The following is a 25178-nucleotide window of genomic DNA, read 5'->3' as shown; positions in this document are numbered from 1 at the left end:
CCCTTTTGGTAATTGTTCGGTAAAACAGTCCGGCAGACCTGCTGCCGAAAAATAAATTCAGTATTGGCTACAGTATCCGGCTTATACAGCTTTGAATGAATGTAGTCGATTTTGGGCTTTGTTTAAGCCATCTTTGAGCAAAATATCCATGCAACGCACTGCTTCGTCAACCGCCGCATCGATACTCTCTTGCTCTTTGGCAGGCGCTTTGCCTAGGACAAAGCCGGCCACCTTGTTCTTGTCGCCCGGGTGGCCGATGCCAATCCGCAGGCGGTAGAAATCTTTGTTGTTGCCCATCTTGCTGATGATATCACGCAGGCCGTTATGGCCGCCGTGACCGCCACCTTTCTTGAACTTGGCAACACCCGGAGGCAGGTCAAGCTCGTCGTGGGCAACCATGATCTCTTCTGGCTTGATTTGGAAAAACTTCGCCAGCGCAGCTACCGACTTGCCCGAGAGGTTCATGTAGGTAGACGGGATCAACAGGCGAAGATCCTGGCCATTGGTCTGGATCCGGCCGGTTTGGCCAAAGTACTTGGCTTCCTCGCGAAGGCTGACGTTGTGTATACGGGCCAACTCTTCTACCACCCAGGCTCCGGCATTATGGCGGGTCCTGGCATATTCGGCTCCGGGGTTTGCTAGGCCAACAAGTAGGCGAATATTGTTACTCACACTGATCTCTCAAGTCTAGGGGCTGTAAAATCGCGCGCTATGTTATATCAAAATAGGAAAAATTGATATCTAAACGAAAAACGCCCCGCACAGGGCGGGGCGCTGGATCTCTTTGGCTGTCCAGAATTAGTGCTGGAACATCGCCGAGATTGACTCTTCGTTGCTGATGCGGCGGATAGCTTCAGCAAGCATGCCAGATAGCGTCAGAACTGATACACGGCCAGTATCTTGGATTTCCTGAGATAGAGGAATTGAGTCAGTTACGATAACTTCGTCAATCACAGACTCACGGATGTTCTGTGGCGCACTGCCAGAGAATACTGGGTGGGTAGCGTAAGCGAATACACGCTTCGCACCGCGCTCTTTCAGCGCTTCGGCAGCTTTACATAGCGTACCGCCAGTATCGATCATGTCATCAACGATGATGCAGTCGCGGCCTTCAACGTCACCGATCAGGTGCATAACCTGAGAAACGTTGGCACGCGGGCGACGCTTGTCGATGATTGCGATATCAGTGTCGTCCAGTAGTTTCGCGATAGCGCGAGCACGTACAACACCACCGATGTCTGGAGAAACAACCACTGGATCTTCCAGGTTCTTCGCTAGCATGTCTTCTAGTAGTACTGGGCTACCGAACACGTTGTCTACAGGAACATCGAAGAAGCCCTGGATTTGCTCAGCGTGAAGGTCAACAGTCAGAACGCGGTCAACACCAACGTTTGAAAGGAAGTCGGCAACGACTTTAGCAGTGATTGGCACACGGGCAGAACGGACGCGGCGGTCTTGGCGAGCATAACCGAAGTAAGGGATTACAGCGGTAATACGGCCTGCAGAAGCACGGCGTAGTGCATCGATCATAACAACCAGTTCCATTAGGTTGTCATTGGTTGGCGCACAAGTAGATTGAATGATAAATACGTCGCTACCACGAACGTTTTCATTAATCTGAACACAGACTTCACCGTCGGAAAAACGGTTAACTGTTGCGTCTCCTAGAGAAATGTAAAGACGGTCAGCAATGCGTTGGGCTAGTTCTGGTGTCGCGTTACCAGCAAACAGCTTCATATCAGGCACGGTGGAAACCTCAGGTTGCGTCCAAGTTGTAGTTACTGACGATCCGTAGAATGTGCGTTCAAGGCTGTCAAAAGGGGAGATGTGTTGACACCTTTTGCGACAAATCCTTGGAGCCAGTTAGGTAATTTATTCAGGGTTGCAGTGGCCGCTTCATGGGTGCTAAATTCAGCAAACACGCAAGCGCCAGTGCCGGTCAATCTTGACGGCGCGTATTCTAACAGCCACGAAAGCGCCTTATCAACCTCAGGGTGCAGTGATCTGACGATTTTTTCGCAATCGTTTTCGTAAACCCCTGCCAACAGTGCATTTAAAGACCGTTTTTTGCTATCTCTTTTTAGCCCCGGATGGGTGAAAATATCAACCGTAGCAATATTTACCTCTGGTTTGACAACCAGATACCACTTCTCATCTGGCTCGGCTGGCTGTAATTGCTCGCCCACGCCCTCGGCAAACGCACTGACCCCACGGACAAACACCGGGACATCGGCACCGAGTGCCAAACCGAGCTCGGCCAATTCATCGACGCTGAGGTTCGCCTGCCACAGGTAGTTGAGGGCAACCAGGGTGGTTGCGGCATCGGAAGAACCGCCGCCAAGGCCGCCGCCCATCGGCAGGATTTTGTTGATGTGGATATCAGCACCGGCCTGAATCCCGGCTTTCTGGCGCAGCATATCGGCGGCGCGGTAGATCAGGTTGTCTTCGGTTTTAACCCCATCAATCGCCGGTGAGAGCGTGATTTGAGTATCGCTTGTAGCGGTAATGGTCAGGGTATCGCTGTGATCAAGAAACTGAAACAGGGTTTGCAGCTCGTGGTAGCCATCCGCGCGGCGGCCGGTGATGTAAAGGAACAGGTTCAGCTTGGCCGGTGCCGGCCATACAGTGGTGCGGGTGATCATAGCGTACTCTAGTTAATGGACCATTGGTGGATGATAAGGGTAATGCTGGTACCGGCCGAGCTCAAGACCATACGCTTGGGCAGTGCCGGGCTAACCGAGTAGTCATACTCGTTGTAATCGAGCTGCCACAGTTTGCCATCGACCCGCTTGGCCAGATAGCCAACCCGGTTTTCGTCATTGAGCTGGTAGGTATCGGCGGCTGTTGGCAGGCCAATCAACCAATCGCGCATCTGCTCTACTGGTAGGTTGATACCGGTCAGGCTGGATACCAACGCGCTGGCATCGGAGCCCTGATGGGTTTTGCCATTGTTGTCGACCAGGGTCACGCGGCTAGGGGTAGCATCGAGCTTTAGTAAGGTTGAGCCCAAAAAGTTCGTCAGCAGCAGGTGATCATTGCCAGGGGCGGTCTCCCAGATCAAATTGGCGCCAAAGCGCTGCTCCCCTTTGTAACCGAGCTTGCCTTTGGCCTGGTAGCTGGAGAGTGATTCCAGGGCCTGCTCATGGCTCTCCCAATCGGTCTGCGATGTCTGTGGAGGTTGGGTTGCACAGCCGGCCAGCAGCGAAAAAATAAGGGCTAGCCAAGGGGTTTTACGGGAAACAGGGGCAAAAGGATGGCGGGCATGTCGCAATAATGACATCATCGTTATCACTTTTTTAATGAGTATTGTTGCCAAACAATAGCGGTAAAATCTTAATATTTCCAACTCCTTCTCTTGGAAACAGGAAGGTATATATCACTCTTTTTACCTATCTTATGAATAAATGAATGCTAAATTATGTGGCTTAATGCCGCATTGATTCGATCTGCGTTCTTTAATTAAGTGGGGGCATCAAGTAAAATCCGCCCTTAAACCTTATTTCATCGGCGAAGTGGTACACCGTCTCCATGACATTGCTTGCACTAGGAATTAACCATAAAACAGCCTCGGTAGACTTGCGTGAACGGGTTGCGTTTTCGCCTGAAAAGATGAAGCAGGCTCTGGCTCAGTTGGAGGATCATCCTGAGGTCAATAGTGGGGTGATTGTCTCAACCTGCAACCGCACTGAGCTTTATTGCGATGTGGCTCAGCAAGGCCCCGGCCTGATGATTGACTGGTTGAGTAAGTTCCACCAGATCAGCACCGAAGAGTTAATGCCAAGCCTGTACTTCCATGAGGAGCAGGCCGCTGTTCGTCATCTGATGCGGGTATCGTGTGGGCTGGATTCGCTGGTACTGGGCGAGCCGCAGATCCTCGGGCAGGTTAAGCAGTCCTATTCTGACGCCCGCGATAACGATGTTATTCAGGGCATGCTGGAAAAGCTGTTTCATAAAACCTTTACCGTGGCCAAGCGGGTACGTACCGAAACCGATATTGGTGGCAATGCGGTTTCGGTTGCTTTTGCCGCTTGTACATTGGCAAAACAGATTTTCGAGTCACTCGAAGAAGCAACGGTGTTGCTGGTTGGTGCCGGCGAAACCATTGAGCTGGTTGCCCGCCATTTGGTAGAGCAGGGCTGTAACCGGCTGATTGTCGCCAACCGCACCAAGGAGCGGGCTGAAAACCTTGCCCGGGAATTTGGCGCTGAGGTGATCAGCCTGCCGGAAATTCCGGAGCACCTGCACCGGGCGGATATTGTGATCAGTTCGACAGCCAGCCCGCTGCCGATTATCGGTAAGGGCATGGTCGAGAAAGCCATCAAGGCACGCCGCCATCAGCCTATGCTGTTGGTCGATATTGCGGTTCCCCGTGATATCGAGCAGGAAGTCGGGGATCTGAACGATGCTTACCTTTACTCGGTGGATGATTTGCACAGCATTGTTGAGAAAAACCGTGAACAGCGTAAAGTGGCGGCGATACAGGCCGAGGCCATCGTCAGCGAGGAAAGCGCGGCGTTCATGAGTTGGATCCGGTCGCTCGAAGCGGTCGATAGCATCCGCCAGTACCGCTGCCAGGCAGAAGAGCTCAAGTCAGACTTGCTGACCCGCAGCCTTCTGGCTTTGGCCAATGGGGGCGACCCCGAGAAAGTATTGGTGGAGTTCAGTAACAAACTGACCAACAAGCTTATCCACGCACCGACCCGTGCCATGCAGCAGGCGGCGAAAGAAGGGGAGCCAGAGAAACTGGCTGTGATCCGCGAGACGCTAGGTTTAGATACCGCAAAGAATTAATCCTGGCAGGGGAGCCTTCCCTGCCTATAGTGGAATACAGTAGAAATCTATATGAAACCTTCAATTTTAGTGAAATTAGAAACGCTGGTTGAGCGTTATGAAGAAGTCCAGCATTTGCTCGGTGATCCAGAGATCATTGGTAACCAGGACAAGTTCCGTGCGCTTTCCCGTGAATATTCACAGCTGGAGGAAGTAACCCAATGCTTCCAGGCTTACCAGCAAGCTAAAGAAGATTTGGCGACTGCTGAAGAGATGGCCAACGAAGACGACCCTGAAATGCGCGAAATGGCGCAGGAGGAAGTCAAGGAAGCGAAAGCGGAGATCATCCGCCTAGAAGATGAGCTTCAGGTTCTGCTGATCCCTAAAGATCCAAACGACGAGCGTAACTGCTTCGTTGAAATCCGTGCCGGTGCCGGTGGTGATGAAGCTGGCATCTTCGCGGGCGATCTGTTCCGTATGTATAGCAAATACGCAGAATCGCGCGGCTGGCGTGTCGAAGTGATGAGTGCCAACGATGCCGAGCACGGTGGCTACAAGGAAATGATCGCCAAAGTCAGCGGCGAAGCCGTTTACGGCACACTGAAGTTTGAATCAGGTGGCCACCGTGTCCAGCGTGTACCGGCGACCGAATCCCAGGGCCGTGTCCACACGTCTGCTTGTACCGTCGCGGTAATGCCGGAGATCCCTGAAGCGGAAATCCCTGAAATCAATGCTGGCGATCTGAAAATCGATACCTTCCGTGCCTCGGGCGCCGGTGGTCAGCACGTTAACACCACAGATTCTGCTATCCGTATTACCCACCTGCCAACCGGCATTGTGGTTGAGTGTCAGGACGAGCGTTCACAGCACAAGAACAAAGCAAAGGCGATGTCTGTACTGGCAGCCCGTATTATCCAGGCTGAGGAAGAGAAGCGCCATGCCGAAGAGGCTAGCACGCGTCGTAATCTGCTAGGCTCGGGCGATCGTTCAGACCGCATCCGTACCTACAACTACCCGCAGGGCCGTGTCTCTGATCACCGTATCAACCTGACTATCTACCGCCTGAACGAAGTGATGGAAGGCGATATGGACAGCTTGATCCAGCCGGTTCTTCAAGAGCACCAAGCCGATCAGCTAGCAGCTATGGCTGAGCAGAACTAATGACCCTGTCGATAGACGCCCAGCTTAAGCTGGCGGCTAAGGCATTGAGTGATGCGGGCTCCGATAGCCCGCATATCGATGCGGCCGTTTTGCTGTGCCATGTCCTCGATAAGCCCCGTAGTTACCTGCTGACCTGGCCGGAAAAAGAATTGGATGCTGCCCAGCAAGCAGCCTTTGACTCTGTGCTGGCAAGGCGGCTGACCGGTGAGCCGGTGGCGTATATCGTTGGCGAGCGTGAGTTTTGGTCGCTGCCGCTAAAAGTGGCACCCCATACCCTGATCCCGCGCCCGGATACCGAAAGGTTGGTGGAGCTGGCTTTGGATAAGCTGCCTACCGATGCCTGCAAGGTGCTGGATCTGGGTACTGGAACGGGTGCCATTGCGCTAGCAATCGCTTCTGAGCGACGCAATATTAGCGTTACTGGTATTGACCTGCGCCCCGAAGCCGCTGCGCTTGCCGAGGAAAATCGTGCCAATCTGTACATCACCAATGCACGTTTCCTTTCTGGTAGCTGGTATAGCCCGCTGTCAGAGCAAGAGCGTTTTTCGGTGATTGTCAGTAACCCGCCATACATCGACAAAGCGGATCCCCACCTTGAGCAGGGCGATGTCCGGTTTGAGCCGAAGAGTGCCTTGGTCGCAGACAACCACGGATTGGCTGATATCCAGCTGATTAGTGAGCAGGGCCGCCAACACCTTGAAGCTGGCGGTTGGCTGCTGATGGAGCACGGTTACGAGCAAGGTTTGGCTGTACGTGGAATTTTAGACGCGCTGGGTTACCATGAGGTCTCCACAGCACAGGATTATGCCGGCCTGGATCGTGTGACCATGGGCCGCTGGCAAGGATAGAGAGATAATAACAATGTATGCAATGTACCCTGCGATAAAACACCTACATATGCTGGCTATTGCGCTTAGCGTGACTTTGTTTATCTTGCGTTACTGCTTGATGATGGCCAACTCGTCACTGAACGAGAAAAAATTCCTCAAAATTACCCCCCATGTGGTAGACACAGTGCTGCTGCTGACGGGTGTAGTCTTGATTCTTATTACCGGTTTCGTGCCATTTACGGCAGCCGGGGGCTGGATGACACAAAAGCTTAGCTGTGTGCTGGCCTATATTGCACTTGGCTACTTCACCTTGAAGATCGGCTCGAACAAGGTCTTTAAGACCTTTGCCTTCTTTGGCTCTCTGGGCTGGGTGATGGCTGCCGCCAAGATTGCAATGACCAAAACCTCTTTCCTAGGATAACCATGTTACGCTTTACCGAACAAGAACTGGAGCAGATGCCGCTGGTGGATGGCGTGGTTGCGATGACAGATGCGGTGGATCCGCGCTTCCCTGCTGGCTGGGTGAATATCCAGCTGGAGCGTCTTGCCCAGGAGGCCGAGCAGGCTTTGATGGATGAGCCTGACAGCTACCTGCGCCTTGAGGGGCTGCTACGCCTTTTCTACCGTGAGTGGGGCTTTATTGGCGACCACGAGCAGTATTACTCATCCGATAACGTGTTTCTCGACAAAGTGCTCGAGCGCAAGAAAGGGATCCCGGTGTCTTTGGGGGCACTGTTCCTGTTTCTGGCGCAGCGCCTGGATCTGCCGGTAAGCGCCGTGGCTTTCCCGACCCAGTTTGTGCTTAAGGTAGAGTGGTACGGCAGTGAACCCCAGTTCATCAACCCGTTTGATGGTGAATACCTGAGTAAGCATGTCATGGCGGCCTGGCTGAAAGGCCACAAAGGGCCGTTTACCGAGCTGCGCAACGAACATTTTGCGACGGCCGGCAATTACGACGTGCTGGCACGCTGGCTGACGGTGATGAAAAGCGCGCTGCTGCGCGAAGGCTTGTTTGCCGAAGCATTGCGCTGCAGCGATGTTGTGCTGGGGGCTTTTCGCCCGGGCGACCCGCACGAAATCCGTGATCGCGGCTATATTTACCAGCAACTGGAGTGCAGCCATGCCGCTGCCCTGGATTACAAGTATTTTATCGAGCAATGCCCTGAAGACCCAGCTGCCGAGTTGCTGAAGCTTCAGGTCAAAGAACTCAACAAAGAGCCGCTGACCCTGCACTAACCCTTGCAGGTCTGGGCTAAATAAAATTAAGAGAGAAGATGATGGAACAGAAAGTTGTTCGCGTTGGCGATATCGATGTTGCCAATGATAAGCCGTTTGTCCTATTCGGCGGTATGAACGTGCTGGAATCACGTGATCTGGCGATGCAGATCTGTGAGAAGTACGTTGAAGTGACAGACAAGCTAGGCATTCCTTATGTCTTCAAGGCTTCTTTCGACAAAGCTAACCGCTCTTCAGTGCACTCGTACCGTGGTCCGGGTATGGAAGAGGGCCTGAAAATTTTCCAGGAGCTGAAAGATACTTTCGGCGTGAAAATCATCACGGATATCCACGAGCAGTACCAGGCACAGCCCGTTGCTGATGTGGTGGATGTGATCCAGCTTCCGGCTTTCCTTGCCCGCCAGACTGACCTTGTTCAGGCAATGGCAAAAACCGGCGCGGTGATCAACGTGAAGAAGCCCCAGTTCATGAGCCCGGGCCAAGTAGGCAACATCGTTGAAAAATTCGCAGAGTGCGACAACGAGAATATCATCCTGTGTGAGCGCGGTGTGCTGCACGGCTATGACAACCTAGTGGTTGATATGCTGGGCTTCGATGTAATGAAGAAGGCGTCTAACGGCAGCCCGATCATTTTCGACGTGACCCACGCCCTGCAGTGTCGCGATCCAAACGGTGCTGCTTCTGGTGGCCGCCGTGAGCAAACTGTTGATTTGGCACGCTCTGGCTTGGCAACTAAGATTGCCGGCCTGTTCATGGAAGCGCACCCGACCCCGGATCAGGCTCGCTGTGACGGTCCATCTGCGTTCCCACTGGACAAGCTAGAGCCATTCCTAGCGCAGTTGAAGCAGCTTGATGACTTAGTCAAAGGCTTCGAAGAGATTGAAATCAAGTAATATACGCTTGCTGGATTCCTCTTATTGAGAGTAAAAAGTGGATAACAAAAAGGCGATACCGAAAGGTATCGCCTTTTTTATTGCTGTCGCTTCGGTTTGCTGGACTGTTGGCCTACAGCTTAAAGCGGCTGATTTCCTGCTGGAGCTGGAATGACAGCTCAGACAGTTCTGCGGCCTGCTTGGCAGCCTCGCCGGCTTCTACAGCCAGCTCGTTGGAAACATCGCGGATCCCCTCGGTATTGCGGGTAATTTCCGATGTCACCGATGACTGCTCTTCCGCAGCAGAGGCGATCTGGGTAGCCATATCACTGATGTTGGTGACCGCGCTGTTGATCTGGGACAGGCTGGCCGAGGCTGAGTTGGCATCGTCGACACTGGTTTCTGCCAGCTTTCGGCTGTCTTCCATGATCCCGACCGCTTTGCCTGTGGTCTGCTGCAGGGTCTCGATCATCTGCTGGATTTCCTGCGTCGAGGCGTGGGTACGCTGGCTCAGCACGCGAACTTCATCGGCAACCACGGCAAAGCCACGGCCTTGTTCGCCGGCTCGGGCAGCTTCGATAGCAGCATTCAGTGCCAGCAGGTTGGTTTGCTCGGCAATGCCCTGGATCGTGGACAGAATGGTATTGATACTCTGGGCGTGGGTGTTCAGCTCGCTGATCACGCCGGTGGCGGTATCGACTTCAGTCGCCAGGCTGGTGATAGAGTGCTGGCTCTGACCGACCTGTGTTGCGCCGTGATCCGAAACCTCGACCGTTTCACCGGCGGTGCGGGCCGTGTTGTCGGCATTGCCGGCAATTTCCTGGGTTGCAGCCGCCATTTCGTTGATGGCGGTTGCCACCATATTGATTTCGTCCTGCTGGTGTTGGATGCGGGTGCTGCGCTCTTCAGCCTGCGAAGCGGTAACATGCGCTTGCTGGGTCAATGAGTTCGACACATCATTCAGCTTGCATACCATGGCATGCATATTACCGACAAAGCGGTTGAAATTATGGGCAAGCTGGCCGACTTCATCGTCGCTGCGCGGCTCCAGGCGCTGGGTTAGATCCCCTTCGCCGGTGGCAATTTCGGCCAAGGCTTCAGATACCCGAGCCAGATCGCGGAATAGGTAACCCACTAGCGTGGCGGAGATCGCCACCACAATCAGGGTGATCACAATAGAGGTGATAATCAGCTGGCGCAGCAGGGAGGTATGGCTCGCTTCTTCTGTAGCCCTATCCATTTCAAGTCCCAGGACCCAGTCTGTTCCTGGTACTGCTGCAAAGTAAAACAGTTTCTCTTTGCCGCCGATAGTTGCCATCTCTATGCTGCCAGTACGGGCTGCCTCGTCGATCAGCGCCATGTTAAGCTCGCTGCTAAAGCGGTTGATTGGCTGGAGGATCAAAGACTCGTCAGGGTGGGCAAGGAAAGTATTGTCTTGCTTGTTGATCAGCATGGCGTAGGCGTTCTTGCCAACATCCAAATTGATCACATCATTGACCAGCTGGTCAATCAGTACATCGGCACCGACGACACCTTGTAGGCTGCCGTTTTTGCGTACCGGCTCGGCAATGGTGATCAGCAAGGCATTGGTAATGGCATCGCGGTAAGCGGTGGTGACAATTTGGCGGTTGGCACTAACTGCATCGCCATACCAAGGGCGGGTGCGCGGGTCATAGTCGGCACGGTTACGCTCAGGGTGGGAGCGGAACATCTCGCCAGCCGGGGTACCGAAGAAGATATCGTCGAAGCCGCCAGCTTTTCTTGCTAGCTGCAAGTAGGGCACCATGTTTTCTTCGCCGCTGTAATCATTGAACGAGCTGGCGATATCACGGCGGATCTGCACCCAGTCGCCGATGCCTTCGTTGGCGGCACTGGCCAAGCTTTCTGCCCGGGCATAAATACCCTGCCGGGTCTGGTCAAAGAGTTGGTCGGCGGCAAGCCATGTCAGTGCCGTTGCCATAATCACAACAGCAAAAAGGCTGGCGCCAATGAGTTTCTGTTTCAAGGTTAGCGTCATTGTCTTTATCTCAACAACAGGTGGGGGAGGTGTCTGCGGAGCGGATTCTATAGCGTATTTTTGCCTGTTGCACGGAAAAGTGGCCTTGCTCGAAAAAAAATCAAACTGATGATTTTTCGTGACTTTTGGTTGACGTAAATAAGGGGTGTTTCGCCAATATTTTGACGATTTATTGGTATGTGATATGCGTATTGTTACACTAATACCTGGTGAGTTTATTATGCTAGGAAGGATGACTTTTTTGGATGTTTAGACGTCTAGATGTTGACGCGGCCATTAACAACACTTAGTCTAGGCGCAATTTCTAAAATAGATGTCCTGTAGTCATCATGTCGAACACAACACAACAACATTCTAGCGAGCCAGCACCGTCCGCGTTGGCATTACTCCCTTTGGGGATCTTTTTGGCCTTGTTCATCGGCGTCGGTACATACCTGACCCTGCAAGGCGTTGATTTTGCTTTCTACCAGTTGCCAGCACCAGTCGCTGCGCTGCCGGCGGTGATTGCAGCTATCCTGCTGAGCAAAGAAAAACTCAACAAGGCGATTGAGCAGTTCCTGCGTGGGGTAGGCCATAGCGATATTATTGCTATGTGTATGATTTACCTGCTGGCGGGTGCCTTTGCTTCAGTTGCCAAAGCCACCGGTGGCGTGGATGCCACGGTGAATCTTGGCTTGTCTATGCTACCTGCCAGCATGATCCTGCCGGGTATCTTTGTGATTTCTGCCTTTATTGCAACCGCGATGGGCACTTCAATGGGCACCATTGCCGCTGTTGCACCGGTAGCCTTGGGTATTGCCCAAACCGCCGGGATGGATGTGGCGCTGACTGCGGGTGTGGTACTGAGCGGTGCGATGTTTGGCGATAACCTGTCGATTATCTCGGATACCACGATTGCTTCGACCCGCTCTCAGGGTTGCCAGATGAAAGACAAGTTCCGCGAAAATATCCGTATAGCCCTGCCTGCGGCCATTGCAGCGATTCTACTGTTCCTATTTAGCAGCACACCGACTGAAGTACCTGCAGCTACAGATGTGGAGTGGCTGAAAGTACTGCCTTATATCACTATCTTGGTATTGGCGGTGTCTGGTTTGAATGTTTTCGTGGTACTGAGCATCGGTATTTTACTGGCAGGTGGTATTGGCCTATTCGGCACACCTGACTACAACCTATCGGCTTACGGCCAGGATATCTATGCTGGCTTTGGCAACATGCAGGAAATCTTCCTGCTGTCGATGCTGATCGGCGGCATGGGCGAGTTGATGCGCCGCCAGGGCGGGCTCGCTTACCTGACACAGCTGATCAGCAAGGTGATCCGCGTATTTAGCAAGCAGCATTCTAAAGATCAGAACCTGCGTGCCAGCGAGTTGGGTATTGCTGGTTTGGCCGGTCTTACCAACTGCTGCACGGCGAACAATACCGTAGCGATTATCGTCTCTGGCGGGGTAGCACGTGAGCTGGCGGAAGAAAATGGCGTGACACCACGCCGCTCGGCAAGCTTGCTTGATATCTTCTCTTGTGTGGTACAGGGTGTGCTGCCATACGGTGCCCAGGCATTGTTGCTGGGCTCGGTCTTTGGCCTGTCGCCATTAGAAGTCGTAAGCCATTCCTATTACTGTTTCTTCTTGGCCTTTGCTGCCATTGCGGCGATTTTTATCAAGCACCCAGCGCGAAAGCTGGCCACGGCCTGATAAACCCAAGGTAAGTTTTGGAAAACCGAAAATGATATCAGAAGCCTCACGCCAGTGAGGCTTTTTTTGCTTGTTATCTCACCGTTATGAAATTGAGAAGCCAGTATAGTGATCTGGTCAACATAATGATGAAAACCCCGTAACAGTGTTCACCAAATAACTTAAACTGACGCTTGTCAATTCTAGTAAAATCACATAATTAGGTTAAGGTGACCCCAATGAAGGAACGCTTTTTCACCAAGGCGGCATTAACCGCTGCGATTCTGGCCTCCCTGGCAGGCTGCGCAAGCCAATCTGATACTACAGCGCCATCGTGGCAGGCTGATCAAACGTATAAGCTCACCATTCTCCATACCAACGATCACCATGGTCGTTTCTGGCATAACTCTTATGGCGAATACGGCATGGCGGCGCGCAAGACGCTATTGGATCAGATCCGTGCAGAAGTTGCAGCTGAAGGCGGGACAACCCTGTTGCTATCTGGCGGTGATATCAATACCGGTGTGCCAGAGTCTGATCTGCAAGATGCCGAGCCGGACTTCAAGGGTATGAACATGCTGGGTTACGATGCAATGGCATTGGGCAACCACGAGTTTGATAACCCGCTGGAGGTATTGCGCAAGCAGGAAGAATGGGCTGAGTTCCCGATGCTGTCTGCCAATATCTACGACAAGGAAACCGGCGAGCGCCTATTCCAGCCATACCAGATCTTCGAGCAGCAAGGCATCAAGATTGCGGTTGTCGGTCTGACAACAGAAGATACGGCGAAAATCGGTAACCCGGAATATATCGGTGGCGTTGATTTCCGTGATCCTAAGGCAGAAGCCAAGAAGGTGATCGAGCAGCTGAAGGAAACTGAAAACCCGGATGTGATCATCGCGGCGACTCATATGGGTCACTATGCCAACGGCAACAATGGCATCAATGCGCCGGGTGATGTGGCGCTTGCCCGTTACCTGCCTGCCGGTGAGCTGGATATGATTGTCGGTGGTCACTCACAAGAGCCGGTGTGCATGGAAGGTCCAAACATGTACAACAAGAACTTCAATCCGGGTGATGACTGCCAGCCGGATCAGCAGAACGGTACCTGGATTGTCCAGGCCCATGAGTGGGGCAAATATGTTGGCCGTGCTGATTTTGAGTTCCAGAACGGCGAACTGCAGATGGTTAGCTATGATTTGATCCCTGTTAACCTTAAGAAGAAAGTTAAGTTGGCCGATGGTTCTAGCGAGCGGAAGTTTATCCAGGATGAAATTGCCCAGGATGCTGAAGTGAAAGCCTTCCTGCAGCCATTCCAGGAACGTGGTCAGGAGCAGCTCAATATCAAGATCGCCGAGTCCAACGGCAAGCTTGAAGGTGACCGTAATGTGGTTCGCTTCCAGCAGACTAACCTGGGGCGTTTGATTGCAGCCTCTCACATGCAGCGTGCTAAAGCTGACTTCGCTGTGATGAACTCGGGCGGTGTCCGTGATTCGATTGCGGGTGGTGATATCACCTACAAAGATGTGCTGACGGTACAGCCATTTGGCAATATCGTGACTTACACCGATATGACAGGTAGCGAAGTGATGGACTACCTGAATGTGGTTGCGACCAAACCGATTGACTCTGGTGCCTATGCCCAGTTCTACGGTATTTCAATGACCGTTGCTAACGGTAAAGTGAGCGATGTGAAGATTGGCGGCAAGCCAATGAGCTTGACTGACACCTACCGTTTCACCGTACCGAGCTTCAACGCAGCAGGTGGTGACGGCTATCCAAAGATCACTGAACACTCAGGCCATGTGAATACCGGTTTTGTTGATGCAGAAGTACTGAAAGAGTTCCTGCAGACTAACAGCCCGATCGACGTTAATGCGTTCGCACCAAAAGGTGAGATGGTTTACCGCTAACGGCTCCGGCCAAAGCGATTGAACAAAGCCCTGCACCGCAGGGCTTTTTTAATGGTACCACTTCAGGCAAAGCGTCTTTTTTCTTTTGGCATCAATCGCGTTGGGCTATAGTGGCTGTCGTTAATTGGAAACGGAACCGGAGCGGCTATGACACCTGCTATCAATCTTGCCAAGAAAAAGAAAATCGCCCATACCATCCACCAGTACAAGCACGATCCGGGCAATACCAACTTTGGCCTGGAAGCAGCAGAGGTGTTGGGGCAGGATCCAAACCAGGTGTTCAAAACCTTGCTGTTCGCCGTAAATGGCGACCCGAAAAAACTGGCGGTGGCGATTGTGCCTGTTGCGGGTTTGCTCGACCTGAAAGCGGCGGCAAAAGCGGCAGGTGCCAAGAAGGCAGATATGGCCGATCCCAAAATCGCAGAGAAAACCACGGGCTATATTGTCGGTGGTATTAGCCCTTTGGGGCAGAAGAAGCGCCTGCCGACTTTTCTTGATGCTTCAGCCCAGCAGTACGAGACCATCTGTGTCAGTGCCGGGCGGCGGGGGTTGGAAATCGAGTTGGCGCCTGCTGATCTCCTCACTTTGACCGGCGGGCAATTTGCCCCATTGGCAAAGCTATAACTTTCAATCGCCTAGTTTTCAGCAAACCTGTTTTCAGTAGACCCGTTTTCAATTAAGGGGGAACCATGCAAAACATCAATTTGAATTTGCTGCGTACCCTGCAGGTATTGCTGGAAGAGTCGCATGTTAGCCGTACAGCCGAGCGCCTGTGTCTGACCCAGTCAGCGGTTAGCCGCCAGCTTACCCAGCTGCGCGAGTTATTCGGTGATCCTTTGTTGATCAGGGAAGGCAACCGCTTGCTGCCGACGCCCAAGGCGCAGCAGCTCAAGGGCAAGGTTGATAACATTCTTTCCAGTTGCCAGGGGCTTCTGGATGAACCTGACTTCTCACCGCAGCACTGGAGTGGGCCGATGATCTTGGCTTCCTCCGATTATGTCGCCCAGTACATTTTGCCCGATATTGTCGAACGGGTGCAGCAACAGGCCCCGCAGGCCAATATCAGCTACCGTTTGTGGTCGCCGGAATACCTATCTAATTTGGCGGACTTGGATATCCAGCTGGTGTCCACCATGCTGCCGCAAATTCCCGAAGGCTTGTGCGGTGCCCACATCGGCTCGGACTTTCCGGTGTGCGCGATGCGTGAACAGCATCCCCTGGCTAGCCAGCCAGCTTTGTCATTACAGCAGCTCGTCGATTATCCCCATATGCGGGTCTCGGCCGGGGGGGATAAAGACAGTTTTGTCGAGCGGGAGCTAAAAGCGCAGGGGCTAAGCCGTGATGTACAGTTTTCCGTCCCATTCTTCAGCGCGGCTTTCCAGACTTTGGTTCGAACAGATATGTTGATGGTGCTGCCTGAGCACATAGCCCACAATATGCAGGCTTTGCTGCCGATCACATACAAAGCCCTATCGACACCCAAGCCAGAGCACAGCTATTGGCTAATTTGGCACCCCCGTTACGAAAATGACCCTGCTCACCGCTGGTTCCGAGAGCAAGTGCTAACGGTGATGAGAGACTCGATGTATTCAATTTAGGGCTTTATCGAAGTGCTCAAACACGTGTAGAGGCTTATGCTCGTGGACTAACATTTAGCTATGATTTCAAATCATAGCTAAGATGATTTCTTTTGATTTCCGTGCATAGCCTTCACTTGCTACATTGCATAAAACAGACAAAATTAGCTCTAGCGGATAGGAACTAACAATGACATTCAGTATTTGGCTTTCGTTACTCATGATATGTATGCTCGGGGCAATGTCACCGGGCCCTAGCCTGGCCGTTGTTGCCAAGCACAGCTTGGCGGGAGGCCGTCTTCACGGGGTTGTGACGTCTTGGGCACATGCCGCGGGTGTTGGGGTTTACGCTTTAGTGACTTTGCTGGGGCTGGCGGTGGTACTCAAGCAGTCTCCAACATTGTTTAATGTTATTACCTATGCGGGTGCGGCTTACCTTGCGTACCTTGGCGTCAATGCCCTGCGTTCGAAAGGTGGCGTGGCGGCTAAGCTGGCGGCGGGTCAATCAACCAGCTTGGTGGAAGCGGCGCGTGACGGCGCGATGATTTCACTGCTGAATCCAAAACTGGCACTGTTCTTCCTTGCCCTGTTTAGCCAGTTTGTCGCGGTTGGGACGGAATTCAGCAGCCGGGCGATTATTGTAGCAACGCCCCTGCTGGTGGATGGCCTTTGGTACACCTTGATTGCTTTCGTGCTGTCGAACCCGAAAGTGTTGGAAAAACTGCGGACCAAGGCGCAGCTGATCGATAGGCTCTCTGGCGTGGTGCTTATCTTGCTGGCTATGCGGGTGATCATCCAAGCTTAATGCCGATAGTAAAAATACCAATGAATTAAACGCAAAAAGGAGCCCCAGGCTCCTTTTTTTATGTGAGATTGATAGCTAAAGCTAGGTTTAGCCTTGTCGCTTGCTGTGGCGCTCGCGGTTTTCCAGCTTGCGCTCTGGGCTCTTTTTCAGCATCACATAGAGTGCGCCGTTGCCGCCGTGCTGGCGCAGCGCGGAGTGGTAGCACATCACATCGGAAATCTGCTCTAGCCAGGTTGCAACATAGCTTTTCATCATCGCCGGCGGGTTGGATTTCTCGCCTTTGCCATGGACGATAATCACGGTGCGGATATCCATCCGCTGGCATTGGCGGAGGAATTTGACTACCTCGTCACGGGCGTCTTTCAAGGTTTTTCGGTGTAGATCTAACCGGGCATGGATATCGTACTTACCCAAGCGGAGTTTGCGGAATACGCCTTCCTGCACTCCATCACGTTTGAATGCCAGCATATCATCAGGCTTGACCATCTTGGCATAATCCAGAGAAAGGTATTCAGGATCGCCGTCAGACAGGGTTTGTGCTGCCAGGCGCCTTGCGAGTTGGGCTTCGGTAACTTGGTGTTTGTGGGCGACTTCGACTTGATCCTGCTTGATAGGAGCGACATCAGCCATCATCTCTCGGAAGAGATCTAATTCATCGTTCTCAGACATGGTGTTTCAGGGTTGAAGGCATATATGTCCGATTATATACCCAAGTCCCTTCAAGTTGCATGCTGGAGGTGGCAGAAAAAGAGGAATGATGGAGCAGAGGGTTAATACTTATAGGGGAGGGGAAATAAATCCAGGGCCTCAACCGACAATTTGGACCCTGGCGCAAGCAGATGGCATTGCGAAATGGCTCTAGTGAGGAGAGGGTGCAGACAGTACTTTGTAAACAAAGTAACCGCCAAAAAATAACATTAATCCCAGTGTGACAAAGATAACGATCATTGACGACAGGCCTACGGCATTACCAAAAAGTAGATCTAACCAAAAATCCATAAGTATTCCTTTAGGTCGTGGGATAGTGGTCATAAGATAAACAATGCAGCGAAAATGTTGTGATGATCTGGATCAATGGTTTACGGGTTGTATTAACTTTGTGTTAACTAGTGCGGTTGCGATCACTTTTTCGCCTTGGTTGATAGTTCTGTGAGCAATTGGAAGTGGTTTTTTTTAAAAATGAGTATTTCTGCTTGCGTAAATTCTTTGGCTGAGTATTATAAGCCACCTCAGCAGCAATGCTGATTCAAGTAAAGAGTTTCAAAGGCTTTTTACTTATTTCGTCGGTGAATAGCATAGCTTGGTACGCATCTCAGGATTTTGAGAATAGCGGACCAGAGGGTCGGGGTCTGGAAGCCCAGCCGCGTCAATCCCTCTTCACGACACACTATTTCAAGTAGTGGCAACCTATAACGCCATTATTTATTGTCGGTGAATAGCGCAGTTTGGTAGCGCATCTGGTTTGGGACCAGAGGGTCGGGGGTTCGAATCCCTCTTCACCGACCACTTATTCAAGTGGTAAGCCTGTATGGCGTGCTGCTGACAAAGTCGGTGAATAGCGCAGTTTGGTAGCGCATCTGGTTTGGGACCAGAGGGTCGGGGGTTCGAATCCCTCTTCACCGACCACTTATTCAAGTGGTAAGCCTGTATGGCGTGCTGCTGACAAAGTCGGTGAATAGCGCAGTTTGGTAGCGCATCTGGTTTGGGACCAGAGGGTCGGGGGTTCGAATCCCTCTTCACCGACCACTTATTCAAGTGGTAAGCCTGTATGGCGTGCTGCTGACAAAGTCGGTGAATAGCGCAGTTTGGTAGCGCATCTGGTTTGGGACCAGAGGGTCGGGGGTTCGAATCCCTCTTCACCGACCACTTATTCAAGTGGTAAGCCTGTATGGCGTGCTGCTGACAATGTCGGTGAATAGCGCAGTTTGGTAGCGCATCTGGTTTGGGACCAGAGGGTCGGGGGTTCGAATCCCTCTTCACCGACCACTCTTTAAAGCCTCAGTCGAAAGACTGGGGCTTTTTTCATTTCTGGCGTCAGTGAATAGCGCAGTTTGGTAGCGCATCTCAGGATTTTGGGAATAGCGGACCAGAGGGTCGGGGTCTGGAAGCCCAGCCGCGTCGAATCCCTCTTCACCGACCACTATTCAAAGCCTGCAGCGAAAGTCCGGGACGCGTAGTTTGGGGCTTTTTTCATTCCTGGCGTCAGTGAATAGCGCAATTTGTTAGCGCATCTCCTGCTTCTTGGTAAAAGTGGTCCAGAGGGTCGGGGTCTGGAAGCCCAGCCGCGCCGAATCCCTCTTCACCGACCACTCTTCAAAGCCTGCAGCGAAAGTCCGGGACGCGTAGTTTGGGGCTTATTTCATTTCTGGCGTCAGTGAATAGCGCAGTTTGGTAGCGCACTCCCGCTATCAAACCATCAACCGCAAGACGCTTGTTTGCTTTGGCTCAGTTGCTTGATTGAAAACCCTTTTTGCTTGAGCAGCTCAGGTAACCCTTCCTCTCCCAGTAGGTGCATCGCCCCAACGACAATCAAAAACTTGCCTCGCTGATAGGTGGGATCCTTAATCAGCTTGGCCGCCCAGTCGTGGTTGCGGTCGACAATCAAGGCCGCGTCGGTGTTGTCATCGTACTGGCTCTCATTAAACAGGTTATCAAGCTGGTTTTGGTCGCCGGCTTGCCAGGCTTTGATCAGGCAGGTGAGCTGGTCGGTCATTTCATCCCATTCATTGACCGTGGCCATCAGCAGGTTTTTGCCATGATCGTCCAATTGCTCCATCAAACGAAGTTGCTTCTCGATACTTTCCAGTTCGAGGATGGGTAACTGGCTGGCCTGGGCGCGTTTGAGCAGGGTGATATCAATCCCTCTGTCAGGGCTGAGCCCAGCCTGTTCGGCCATTTTCATCTGCAAACTGATCGCTGCCAGCCAGGGGGGGGAGCTAAGCAGGGGTGATGAAGACAAACCAGCTAGCTTGGCAGTGGCAGCTAAGGATTGCTTTTCAGTCTCTGATAGCATCTCGGCGGTGGTAGACACTGCCGGGTTGAGTTGCGCCGAGCTTGGCTGGAGGATGTTAGCTTCAACAACGAGGGCATCGGCACTGTCCCAGTGGGAGGTAAAGGCCGTTGGCAGTGGGTAGAAACCGTCGTCACCAGCATGGATGGAACCAAGGATGATAAATTGGCGCTGGGCATCTTGGGCTTGCCAAACCAATGGCTCGGCGACCACGCTGGTGGTGATGAAGGGCAGCAGCAGGGCTGCCCGGGTGAAGAGTGATTTCAGCATATTGATCCTGTGAGCTGATAAAGCCAGTTATCTGTTTGTTATATCAGCTCAACATAGGATCGGGTAGGGCTAGGGAGTTACTTTTTAGGTTGAAGCCAGAACCACCAGACAATAAAGGCAATGGCAATGAACCCGATGATAGCGACCATATTAATTCTCCGTCTGTGGCTGTGAGTGGGGCTTGGCGGCTTGCCTGTCTTCGCCGTCAGGCTTGAACAGCCTCAAGCGGTTGGCGTTGCTGACCACTGTGATCGATGACAGTGCCATGGCAGCACCGGCGACAACTGGGCTGAGCAATGCGCCAGTAAACGGGAACAGGATCCCGGCCGCTACGGGAATCCCCAAAGTGTTATAGACAAAGGCCCCGAACAGGTTTTGTTTCATGTTGCGAAGGGTGGCTTTGGAAAGCTGCAGGGCATCAGGTACACCGTGAAGTGAGTGGCGGACCAAGGTCAGCTGGGCACTTTCAATGGCCACGTCACTGCCGCTGCCCATGGCGATACCGATATCGGCCTGGGCTAGGGCTGGCGCATCATTGATGCCGTCTCCGACCATGGCAACCCGCTTGCCTTGAGCCTGGATTTTTTCCACTTCGCTGGCCTTGCCGTCTGGCAGTACACCGGCAATCACATGGTCAATACCTGCTTGCTTGGCAATGGCATTTGCCGTTGCCGGGATATCACCCGTCAACATGATCACATCCAGCCCCATTTTTCGCAGGCGCTTGATAGCCGCTACCGAATCATGGCGGATTGGGTCGCTGACAGCCAGTAAACCGGCCAGCAGGCCATCAACCGCGACATAGATAGGGGTCGCACCCTGCTCGCTGGCGCTCTCTGTCGCCAGCTGGGCTTGGGCGATGTCTATCTGGTGCTGGGTCATCAGTTTTTGGTTGCCCAGAAGCACGCTGTGGCCTAACACCTCACCACTGATACCATAGCCCGGCTGGGCTTGAAAGTTCACCTGCGGTTCCAGGCTAAGGGCTTCTGCCTTGGCGGCGTTGACAATGGCTGTGGCCAGTGGGTGCTCGGAGCCTTGCTCGAGGCTGGCAGCCAGTGTCAGTAATTGGCCTTTGTTGAAGCTGTTGTAGCACTCGCTGCTGATAAGGGCTGGTTTACCTTCGGTCAGGGTGCCGGTTTTATCCAGTACTACAGTATCGATATCGGCAGCAATTTGCAGGGCCTCGGCATTGCGGATCAGAACCCCGTATTCCGCCGCGCGTCCAACCCCGACGGTGACCGACATTGGGGTGGCAAGGCCTAGTGCGCAAGGGCAAGCGATGATCAGCACTGTGGTTGCCGTTACCAGCATATACACCGACGATGGGTCTGGACCAAAGTAGTACCAGATCATGGCGGTGACAATCGCGATGATCATCACGGCAGGGACGAAAATGGCTGAAATAGTATCGGCCAGTCGAGCCAACGCTGGCTTACTGCTTTGTGCTTGGCGTACTAAATCGATGATTCTTGCCAGCATGGTATCGCGGCCGATTTTTTCTGCCGTAAATAGCAGGCTGCCGTGCTGGTTGATAGTACCGGCATGGAGGGTATCACCGGTTTTCTTGTTGGCCGGAATAGGCTCGCCGGTCAACATCGATTCGTCGATATAGCTCTGGCCTTCGAGAATGGTGCCGTCGACCGGTACCTTGGCGCCGGGATGAAGACGCAACACCATACCGGTACGCACGTCAGCGAGGGGCACTTCGCGCTCTTCGCCATTTTCAACGATGATGGCGGTTTGTGGCTGCAAGTCCATCAGCTGTTCGAGCGCTTTCGAAGTCCGGCTGCGGGCACGGGCTTCAAGGGCGTGTCCCAGCGTGATCAGGCCGAGGATCATGGCCGATGCCTCGAAGTAGACATGGCGGGCCTGCATTGGTAGCAAATCGGGCACAAGCACGACAAATGTCGAATACAGCCACGCTGCACCGGTACCCAGCGCAACGAGGGTGTCCATGGTTGCCCGGTGGTGCTTGAACGCTTTCCAGGCATTGACGAAGAAGTGTTTGCCGACGGTAGCCAGCAAAAACAGAGTGATGATACCAACGATGCCCCAGCCTATTTGGTCCGCCCGCGATACGATCATCATACTGCCGCCGAACACGCCCCAGGCCATTAATGGGCCACCGACAGCCAGTGCGATATAGGCATTCTTGATATGTTGGCGGTACACCTTCTCGTTTTGTTCTTGCTGGCGTTGGCGGCGGGTCAGCTCGTCTTCGGATAACTCGGCTTGGTATCCCGCATCTTCAACGGCTTGGATGATCGCACTGCTTAGTGCATGCCCACTGACCAATGCTGTGCGCTCGGCCAAATTGACACTGGTGGATGAGATGCCAGGTACACTGAGAATGGCTTTCTCGACTGAGCTGACGCAGCTGGCACAGGTCATGCCCGACAGGATAAATTGTTGGGAGGTAGACGCGTCATCCGCAGTAGCAGTGTCAGATAGCTCGTCTAATACCGTTTCAGGCTTAGCGTTGTTAGTGCTACTTTCTTGAGTCTTGTTTTCGTCAGCACTGTTTACATCTGTCATGCTTTCGCTAGCTGGAGCGGCGCTAAACCCAACGCTTTCAATCAAGCCGATAACCTCAGCCTGATCCAGCGAGGTTTGTATGCTGGCATGGGTTTTGGTCACCGAGAAGCTGTTTATATCTGTACGCTCTTTGAGCAAGGCTTCGACTTTGGCGACACACTTGCCGCAGCTCAGGCCCGACAGGGAGAACTCGTAGCTGCTTGGCGTAGCCGCTGGTTGCGCTGCGCCATGGGCGGGCACACTGAAGCCAAGCGATTCAATCAGTTCGATTAATTTTGGTTCGGGCAGTGTACCCGTTGCCGTAAGCTCGGTTTTGCTGACATCAAAACTGAATATTTCAGGCTGGCCGTCCAGCGCTTCCTTGACCTTGCGTACGCACTTGCAGCAAGACAGCCCAGCGAGGGGAAGCTGGTATTGGTACCCTGCTTCGTAACCCAGCTGTGAGATAGTATCGATGGCTTCAAGGGGGGCAAAGGTACCTTGAAGGTTAGCTTGCTTGGTATCGACGTCGACGGACTCGACGCCCGGTAATTCTGTGAGGGCCGCTTTGATTTTATTGGCGCAATTCATACAGCGCACTTTTCGTAGTGGCAGGGTTAACTCGACCATATTGAAGCCTTACTGATAAGACAGTTTGATGCATTTGAGGTAATCATAAAGCTTCCATCAACTGGAAGGTCAATAAATTTTGAATTCGGTGGGGGATAAGCACTAATTGACTTGCGACCGAAGCGATGACAGAGAATACTATTAAGTATAACCTTCCATTAACTGTAAGGCTGGATATGAATATCAGTGAAGTTGCCCAACAGACCGGGTTGACGACAAAGACCATTCGTTTTTACGAAGATAAGGGCATCATTTCACCGCCGGGCAGGGCGGCTAACGGTTACCGCCAGTACAGCGCCAAGCATGTCGATGAACTGCATTTGATCCGGCGTTCTCGCTTGGTGGGCTTTACCCTTGATGAAGGCCGCGAGTTGTTGGCGTTTTCCCGTGATCCGCAGCGGCGCAGTGCCGACGTCAAAGCCAAGGCAGAGCAAAAGCTGGTGGAGATCGACGAGAAAATCAAAGAGCTGCTGGAAATGAAGCAAACTCTAGAGGCATTGACGCAGCAATGCCCGGGTGATGAGGGGGCAAGCTGCCCTATCATCGAAGGGCTGTGCCGGCATGGCTAACCTTCTCTTTCCCATGAAAAAAGGCAGGGATAATCCTGCCTTTTCAAAATTTATTATTAAAAAAAACAGCCTCTTAATCGCTGTTTGCTAACCCACTAGTAAAGCAGCGAGTAAAGCTGGCGGCGGTATTTGCTGGCTACCGCGTTGCCTTGGCCTAGCGCAGCCAGGATGTCCATCATGGTTTTCTTGGCGCCGCCATCGGCAAAGTTCATGTCTTTGCGCAGCAGGCTGATCAGTAGTTCCAATGCTTCTTCTGCACGCTCAACCTGGCTGTACTGCACCGCAAGTTCAAATGCGATCTCCCGGTTGTCAGGCTCAGCTGCCAGCTTCTCTTCCAACAGGCGGATTTCCGGTGAATCGCTGGCTTGCTGGTGTAGCTCTAATTTTGCCATCAGGCCTTTGTATTTGGCGTCCTGATCTTGCATCGGGATAGTCGCAAGTAGCGTTTCAGCCTCATCGTATTGGGAGGTTGCTAAAAGACACTCGGCCATCGCCAAATTGATCACGCTGTTTTGGGGGAATTTGGTCGCTAGCTCACGCAGCACTGGCAGTGCTTCGTTGTATTGCTGGTTGTCGACTTGCTCTAGTGCTGCTTTGAGCGCCAGCTCTTCTGGGCTTGGTAGGTGCTTGGCGAGCATTTCCATTAGGCTTTGCTCTGTTTGTGGGCCTGCTGCGCCATCAACCGGTTGGCCATTTTTAAACACTGCGACAGTCGGCAGGCTGCGAACGCCGAACTGGCCAGCAACCATGGCTTGGGTCTCACAGTTTAGCGTTGCTAGGGTGAACTGGCCCTGATAGTTAGCTGCTAGCTTCTCCAGTATTTGGTTAACTTCAGCGGATTCCGGCATAGATGGTGCCCAGAAGCTGATCACCACAGGAGTTTGCATCGATTGCTCGATCACCTGTTGTAGATTCTGTTCGTTCAGTTCGATGGCTAGATGTGCATACATGGGTTTCTTCACTCCCTGGACTTCTTAAAAAGCGCTGAGGCCATAAATTTGGTGGTTGAAATAGTTATGGGGGGAAAGTGCCTTCTTTTCAAGGTGAAGCAAGAAGATGGAGGCTGGAAACCATGAGCAGGGCAGAAAAAGACAGCAGAAATAAAAATGGAGAGCCGGGCTTGGGCTCTCCAGATTTATTGAAACGTTAACAGCAATGCGAGTGTCACACACACACAAAGGATATTTATTTGGCGCAATGTCATCGTCACACCTTTCTTTATTCTGTATCGGAACGGTTATTGAGGAAAATAAAGGCCGGTAGGGAACAACCTCAATTTACACTACAAGCTTAACCGTGCTGTGTGACACAAATATGACATTTCTTACTTTTTT

At 52.6% G+C, this 25178-nt stretch carries 22 protein-coding genes and 7 tRNA genes; 19 read left to right on the top strand and 10 right to left on the bottom strand.

All coding sequences use genetic code 11. The features are described 5' to 3' along the window. Window positions 1-81: 81 nt before the first annotated feature. The 4 genes from pth to lolB form a co-directional block, all read right to left on the bottom strand. Window positions 82-672, bottom strand: coding sequence for an aminoacyl-tRNA hydrolase (pth, locus tag ACXAGQ_RS03555; protein ID WP_475251882.1), 591 nt, complete (start codon window positions 670-672; stop codon window positions 82-84). A 126-nt stretch (window positions 673-798) separates the two neighbouring features. Further along, window positions 799-1746, bottom strand: coding sequence for a ribose-phosphate pyrophosphokinase (locus ACXAGQ_RS03550; protein WP_475251880.1), 948 nt, complete (start codon window positions 1744-1746; stop codon window positions 799-801). A gap of 32 nt (window positions 1747-1778) precedes the next feature. Continuing rightward, the gene (gene ispE / locus ACXAGQ_RS03545) at window positions 1779-2642 is read right to left on the bottom strand and encodes a 4-(cytidine 5'-diphospho)-2-C-methyl-D-erythritol kinase (RefSeq protein WP_475251878.1); all 864 of its coding nucleotides are present in this window, start codon (window positions 2640-2642) and stop codon (window positions 1779-1781) included. A gap of 8 nt (window positions 2643-2650) precedes the next feature. After that, window positions 2651-3283, bottom strand: a complete 633-nt coding sequence (gene lolB, locus ACXAGQ_RS03540; protein WP_475251876.1) for a lipoprotein insertase outer membrane protein LolB — start codon at window positions 3281-3283, stop codon at window positions 2651-2653. Between the two features lie 245 nt (window positions 3284-3528). On the opposite strand from lolB, the gene hemA reads away from it, so the two are divergent. Genes hemA through kdsA form a run of 6 tightly spaced genes read left to right on the top strand, consistent with a single transcriptional unit; the run spans window position 3529 to window position 8890 of the window. Further along, window positions 3529-4791 carry a glutamyl-tRNA reductase gene (hemA, locus tag ACXAGQ_RS03535; protein ID WP_475251874.1) on the top strand — a complete coding sequence of 421 codons (1263 nt, stop codon included), beginning with the start codon at window positions 3529-3531 and terminating at the stop codon, window positions 4789-4791. A gap of 51 nt (window positions 4792-4842) precedes the next feature. Then, the gene (gene prfA, locus ACXAGQ_RS03530; RefSeq protein ID WP_475251872.1) at window positions 4843-5931 is read left to right on the top strand and encodes a peptide chain release factor 1; all 1089 of its coding nucleotides are present in this window, start codon (window positions 4843-4845) and stop codon (window positions 5929-5931) included. Further along, the gene (prmC, locus tag ACXAGQ_RS03525) at window positions 5931-6779 is read left to right on the top strand and encodes a peptide chain release factor N(5)-glutamine methyltransferase (protein ID WP_475251870.1); all 849 of its coding nucleotides are present in this window, start codon (window positions 5931-5933) and stop codon (window positions 6777-6779) included. Before prfA ends, prmC begins: the two co-directional genes overlap by 1 nt. A 22-nt stretch (window positions 6780-6801) precedes the next feature. Then, complete coding sequence (locus ACXAGQ_RS03520; RefSeq protein ID WP_475254655.1) at window positions 6802-7182, top strand: SirB2 family protein; 381 nt, start codon at window positions 6802-6804, stop codon at window positions 7180-7182. A gap of 2 nt (window positions 7183-7184) precedes the next feature. Then, window positions 7185-7997 carry a SirB1 family protein gene (locus ACXAGQ_RS03515; RefSeq protein WP_475251868.1) on the top strand — a complete coding sequence of 271 codons (813 nt, stop codon included), beginning with the start codon at window positions 7185-7187 and terminating at the stop codon, window positions 7995-7997. 38 nt (window positions 7998-8035) lie between these two features. Further along, complete coding sequence (gene kdsA / locus ACXAGQ_RS03510) at window positions 8036-8890, top strand: 3-deoxy-8-phosphooctulonate synthase (RefSeq protein ID WP_475251866.1); 855 nt, start codon at window positions 8036-8038, stop codon at window positions 8888-8890. A gap of 112 nt (window positions 8891-9002) precedes the next feature. On the opposite strand, the gene ACXAGQ_RS03505 is transcribed toward kdsA, so the two are convergent. Continuing rightward, window positions 9003-10886: a methyl-accepting chemotaxis protein gene (locus ACXAGQ_RS03505; RefSeq protein WP_475251864.1), complete on the bottom strand. Its 1884-nt coding sequence runs from the start codon at window positions 10884-10886 to the stop codon at window positions 9003-9005. A 329-nt stretch (window positions 10887-11215) separates the two neighbouring features. Between ACXAGQ_RS03505 and ACXAGQ_RS03500 the strand changes: the two genes are divergently transcribed. From ACXAGQ_RS03500 to ACXAGQ_RS03480, 5 genes are all read left to right on the top strand, one after another. Beyond that, on the top strand, window positions 11216-12577 hold the full coding sequence (locus ACXAGQ_RS03500; RefSeq protein WP_475251862.1) for a Na+/H+ antiporter NhaC family protein: 1362 nt from the start codon (window positions 11216-11218) through the stop codon (window positions 12575-12577). Between the two features lie 218 nt (window positions 12578-12795). Further along, window positions 12796-14469, top strand: coding sequence for a bifunctional UDP-sugar hydrolase/5'-nucleotidase UshA (ushA, locus tag ACXAGQ_RS03495; RefSeq protein WP_475251860.1), 1674 nt, complete (start codon window positions 12796-12798; stop codon window positions 14467-14469). Between the two features lie 147 nt (window positions 14470-14616). Then, a complete protein-coding gene (gene ybaK, locus ACXAGQ_RS03490; RefSeq protein WP_475251858.1) occupies window positions 14617-15093 on the top strand; it encodes a Cys-tRNA(Pro) deacylase in 477 nt (158 codons plus the stop codon). A gap of 65 nt (window positions 15094-15158) precedes the next feature. After that, the gene (locus ACXAGQ_RS03485; RefSeq protein ID WP_475251856.1) at window positions 15159-16067 is read left to right on the top strand and encodes a LysR family transcriptional regulator; all 909 of its coding nucleotides are present in this window, start codon (window positions 15159-15161) and stop codon (window positions 16065-16067) included. Window positions 16068-16236: 169 nt separating this feature from the next. Next, complete coding sequence (locus tag ACXAGQ_RS03480; RefSeq protein ID WP_475238787.1) at window positions 16237-16851, top strand: LysE family translocator; 615 nt, start codon at window positions 16237-16239, stop codon at window positions 16849-16851. A gap of 87 nt (window positions 16852-16938) precedes the next feature. Here the strand turns inward: ACXAGQ_RS03480 and smrA are convergent, their stop codons facing one another. Both smrA and ACXAGQ_RS03470 read right to left on the bottom strand, forming a co-directional pair. Further along, window positions 16939-17520 carry a DNA endonuclease SmrA gene (gene smrA / locus ACXAGQ_RS03475; RefSeq protein ID WP_475251854.1) on the bottom strand — a complete coding sequence of 194 codons (582 nt, stop codon included), beginning with the start codon at window positions 17518-17520 and terminating at the stop codon, window positions 16939-16941. 189 nt (window positions 17521-17709) lie between these two features. Continuing rightward, window positions 17710-17850, bottom strand: coding sequence for a DUF3149 domain-containing protein (locus ACXAGQ_RS03470; protein ID WP_107350385.1), 141 nt, complete (start codon window positions 17848-17850; stop codon window positions 17710-17712). 430 nt (window positions 17851-18280) lie between these two features. On the opposite strand from ACXAGQ_RS03470, the gene ACXAGQ_RS03465 reads away from it, so the two are divergent. The 7 genes from ACXAGQ_RS03465 to ACXAGQ_RS03435 all read left to right on the top strand — a co-directional run bounded on the left by ACXAGQ_RS03465 (window position 18281) and on the right by ACXAGQ_RS03435 (window position 19160). After that, window positions 18281-18357, top strand: a tRNA-Pro gene (locus tag ACXAGQ_RS03465). 43 nt (window positions 18358-18400) lie between these two features. Continuing rightward, window positions 18401-18477, top strand: a tRNA-Pro gene (locus tag ACXAGQ_RS03460). 43 nt (window positions 18478-18520) lie between these two features. Then, a tRNA-Pro gene (locus ACXAGQ_RS03455) sits at window positions 18521-18597 on the top strand. 43 nt (window positions 18598-18640) lie between these two features. After that, window positions 18641-18717 (top strand) — tRNA-Pro (locus ACXAGQ_RS03450). 43 nt (window positions 18718-18760) lie between these two features. Beyond that, window positions 18761-18837: transfer RNA gene (locus tag ACXAGQ_RS03445), tRNA-Pro, on the top strand. Between the two features lie 49 nt (window positions 18838-18886). Further along, a tRNA-OTHER gene (locus ACXAGQ_RS03440) sits at window positions 18887-18991 on the top strand. 63 nt (window positions 18992-19054) lie between these two features. Further along, a tRNA-OTHER gene (locus tag ACXAGQ_RS03435) sits at window positions 19055-19160 on the top strand. Window positions 19161-19267: 107 nt separating this feature from the next. On the opposite strand, the gene ACXAGQ_RS03430 is transcribed toward ACXAGQ_RS03435, so the two are convergent. Both ACXAGQ_RS03430 and ACXAGQ_RS03425 read right to left on the bottom strand, forming a co-directional pair. Then, the gene (locus tag ACXAGQ_RS03430) at window positions 19268-20131 is read right to left on the bottom strand and encodes a TraB/GumN family protein (protein WP_475251852.1); all 864 of its coding nucleotides are present in this window, start codon (window positions 20129-20131) and stop codon (window positions 19268-19270) included. A 150-nt stretch (window positions 20132-20281) separates the two neighbouring features. Beyond that, window positions 20282-23275, bottom strand: coding sequence for a copper-translocating P-type ATPase (locus ACXAGQ_RS03425; protein WP_475251850.1), 2994 nt, complete (start codon window positions 23273-23275; stop codon window positions 20282-20284). Between the two features lie 176 nt (window positions 23276-23451). On the opposite strand from ACXAGQ_RS03425, the gene cueR reads away from it, so the two are divergent. Further along, window positions 23452-23844: a Cu(I)-responsive transcriptional regulator gene (gene cueR, locus ACXAGQ_RS03420; RefSeq protein ID WP_475251848.1), complete on the top strand. Its 393-nt coding sequence runs from the start codon at window positions 23452-23454 to the stop codon at window positions 23842-23844. 95 nt (window positions 23845-23939) lie between these two features. On the opposite strand, the gene ACXAGQ_RS03415 is transcribed toward cueR, so the two are convergent. Then, on the bottom strand, window positions 23940-24794 hold the full coding sequence (locus ACXAGQ_RS03415) for a co-chaperone YbbN (RefSeq protein WP_475251846.1): 855 nt from the start codon (window positions 24792-24794) through the stop codon (window positions 23940-23942). Between the last annotated feature and the right edge of the window lie 384 nt (window positions 24795-25178).

The sequence above is a fragment of the Photobacterium sp. ABD4_091 genome (genome assembly GCF_056160145.1).
The sequence above is the reverse complement of the archived record's forward strand: the minus strand, read 5'-3'. Positions and strand labels throughout refer to the sequence as shown.

Coding starts and splice junctions, on each gene's coding strand:
- ybaK (WP_475251858.1), top strand. CDS start 14,617: ATGACACCTGCTATCAATCTTGCCAAGAAAAAGAAAATCGCCCATACC.
- ACXAGQ_RS03470 (WP_107350385.1), bottom strand. CDS start 17,850: ATGGATTTTTGGTTAGATCTACTTTTTGGTAATGCCGTAGGCCTGTCG.
- kdsA (WP_475251866.1), top strand. CDS start 8,036: ATGATGGAACAGAAAGTTGTTCGCGTTGGCGATATCGATGTTGCCAAT.
- prfA (WP_475251872.1), top strand. CDS start 4,843: ATGAAACCTTCAATTTTAGTGAAATTAGAAACGCTGGTTGAGCGTTAT.
- ACXAGQ_RS03515 (WP_475251868.1), top strand. CDS start 7,185: ATGTTACGCTTTACCGAACAAGAACTGGAGCAGATGCCGCTGGTGGAT.
- ACXAGQ_RS03425 (WP_475251850.1), bottom strand. CDS start 23,275: ATGGTCGAGTTAACCCTGCCACTACGAAAAGTGCGCTGTATGAATTGC.
- ACXAGQ_RS03505 (WP_475251864.1), bottom strand. CDS start 10,886: ATGACGCTAACCTTGAAACAGAAACTCATTGGCGCCAGCCTTTTTGCT.
- prmC (WP_475251870.1), top strand. CDS start 5,931: ATGACCCTGTCGATAGACGCCCAGCTTAAGCTGGCGGCTAAGGCATTG.
- smrA (WP_475251854.1), bottom strand. CDS start 17,520: ATGTCTGAGAACGATGAATTAGATCTCTTCCGAGAGATGATGGCTGAT.
- ACXAGQ_RS03485 (WP_475251856.1), top strand. CDS start 15,159: ATGCAAAACATCAATTTGAATTTGCTGCGTACCCTGCAGGTATTGCTG.
- ACXAGQ_RS03520 (WP_475254655.1), top strand. CDS start 6,802: ATGTACCCTGCGATAAAACACCTACATATGCTGGCTATTGCGCTTAGC.
- cueR (WP_475251848.1), top strand. CDS start 23,452: ATGAATATCAGTGAAGTTGCCCAACAGACCGGGTTGACGACAAAGACC.
- ACXAGQ_RS03500 (WP_475251862.1), top strand. CDS start 11,216: ATGTCGAACACAACACAACAACATTCTAGCGAGCCAGCACCGTCCGCG.
- lolB (WP_475251876.1), bottom strand. CDS start 3,283: ATGATGTCATTATTGCGACATGCCCGCCATCCTTTTGCCCCTGTTTCC.
- ushA (WP_475251860.1), top strand. CDS start 12,796: ATGAAGGAACGCTTTTTCACCAAGGCGGCATTAACCGCTGCGATTCTG.
- hemA (WP_475251874.1), top strand. CDS start 3,529: ATGACATTGCTTGCACTAGGAATTAACCATAAAACAGCCTCGGTAGAC.
- ACXAGQ_RS03415 (WP_475251846.1), bottom strand. CDS start 24,794: ATGTATGCACATCTAGCCATCGAACTGAACGAACAGAATCTACAACAG.
- ispE (WP_475251878.1), bottom strand. CDS start 2,642: ATGATCACCCGCACCACTGTATGGCCGGCACCGGCCAAGCTGAACCTG.
- ACXAGQ_RS03480 (WP_475238787.1), top strand. CDS start 16,237: ATGACATTCAGTATTTGGCTTTCGTTACTCATGATATGTATGCTCGGG.
- ACXAGQ_RS03430 (WP_475251852.1), bottom strand. CDS start 20,131: ATGCTGAAATCACTCTTCACCCGGGCAGCCCTGCTGCTGCCCTTCATC.